The sequence below is a fragment of the Subtercola boreus genome, assembly GCF_003399645.1.
Classification (GTDB): Bacteria; Actinomycetota; Actinomycetes; order Actinomycetales; family Microbacteriaceae; genus Subtercola; species Subtercola boreus_A.
Genome location: NZ_NBXD01000078.1, coordinates 1 through 1,145, shown reverse-complemented (window position 1 = coordinate 1,145; position 1,145 = coordinate 1). Strand labels below are relative to the sequence as shown.

At 63.7% G+C, this 1,145-nt stretch carries 1 protein-coding gene and 1 pseudogene; both read left to right on the top strand.

Going from position 1 to position 1,145, the window contains the following annotated elements; translation table 11 throughout:
• Positions 1-56 precede the first annotated feature (56 nt).
• On the top strand, positions 57-374 hold the full coding sequence (locus B7R24_RS17105) for a transposase (RefSeq protein WP_116420194.1): 318 nt from the start codon (positions 57-59) through the stop codon (positions 372-374).
• 206 nt (positions 375-580) lie between these two features.
• A pseudogene (locus B7R24_RS17100) lies at positions 581-1,145 on the top strand (transposase); the annotation flags it as partial.

The window sequence follows — 1,145 nt, the reverse complement described above, 5'->3', positions numbered from 1 at the left end:
TAGTTGGCAGGGGTAGTTAGTTGCTGATGCAACGCCCCAGCTGAGAGGTCTGAGTCATGAGTCGTCCACCGACGATCCCGGCGGAGAAGAAGCTCCGCATTGTGTTGTCCATTTTGCAGAACGAGATCACGGTCGCTGAGGCCGCTCGGCGTGAGAAGGTCTCGGAGCAGTCGATCGGGAACTGGAAACGTCAGTTCCTCGAAGCCGGGAAGGCCGGTATCGAGACTGGGAAATCGAAGCTGTCGTCGCGTGAGCGGCAGCTCGAGGACGAAGTCTCCGAGCTTACCCAGGCGTTGGGTGAGGCGGCGGTCGAGATCCGCGTGTGGAAGAAGAGTGCCGAGGGTCGCTTGGGCCCTTCGAGGACCTCGAGGTGATCCGTAAAGATGCGGGCATGTCGACCACGAGGTTCTGCGAACTCTTCGACATGCCCGAACGAACCTGGCGGCGTTGGCAGGCCAAAGCGCGCCGGTCACGCCCGCCGAAAGGGCCGTGGCCCCAGCCCGCCCGAGTCAGCGCGCGTGAACTTGTGATCAAGCATGCGATGGCTCATCCGGCGTGGGGGCACCGGAAAATATGGGCGATGACAAGGCACGACGGTCATCGGGTGTCGCAGGCGACGGTGCTGCGGCTGCTGCGCGATGAGGGCCTGATCTTGCCTGCCGATTACCAGCGCGAACGCCGAAAGCTCGCCGAGCGTAGGAAGGCCGCGTTCGCGACGGAGCCGACGGGCCCGAACCAGGTCTGGCAGCTGGATTTCTCCGACTACGAGACCACTGCTGGTGGGGTGTGGCGGATCGCGGCGTGCCGGGACTACTGGTCGAAGTACGAATACGACGCGCACGTGTCACCGACCAGCAATCAGCACGACGCAATCGCTGCGATCGAACTCGCCCTGGCCGAGGCGGAACAACTCCTCGGCCACCCACTCATCGATGACGCTGTCGTCGACCCAGAGACAGGCGAGATTACGCCTGTGCTCACGATCGTGACCGACAACGGTGGCCCGTTCCGGTCGTTCCGGTTCGAGGCATTCATCGCCGCGCATCCCGAGCTCCGGCACGTTCGTACCCGGGTGCGTACGCCGGGCCAGAACGGGTCACGCGAACGCGGCTTCGGATCGATGAAATACGAGTGGCTGTTCCGCG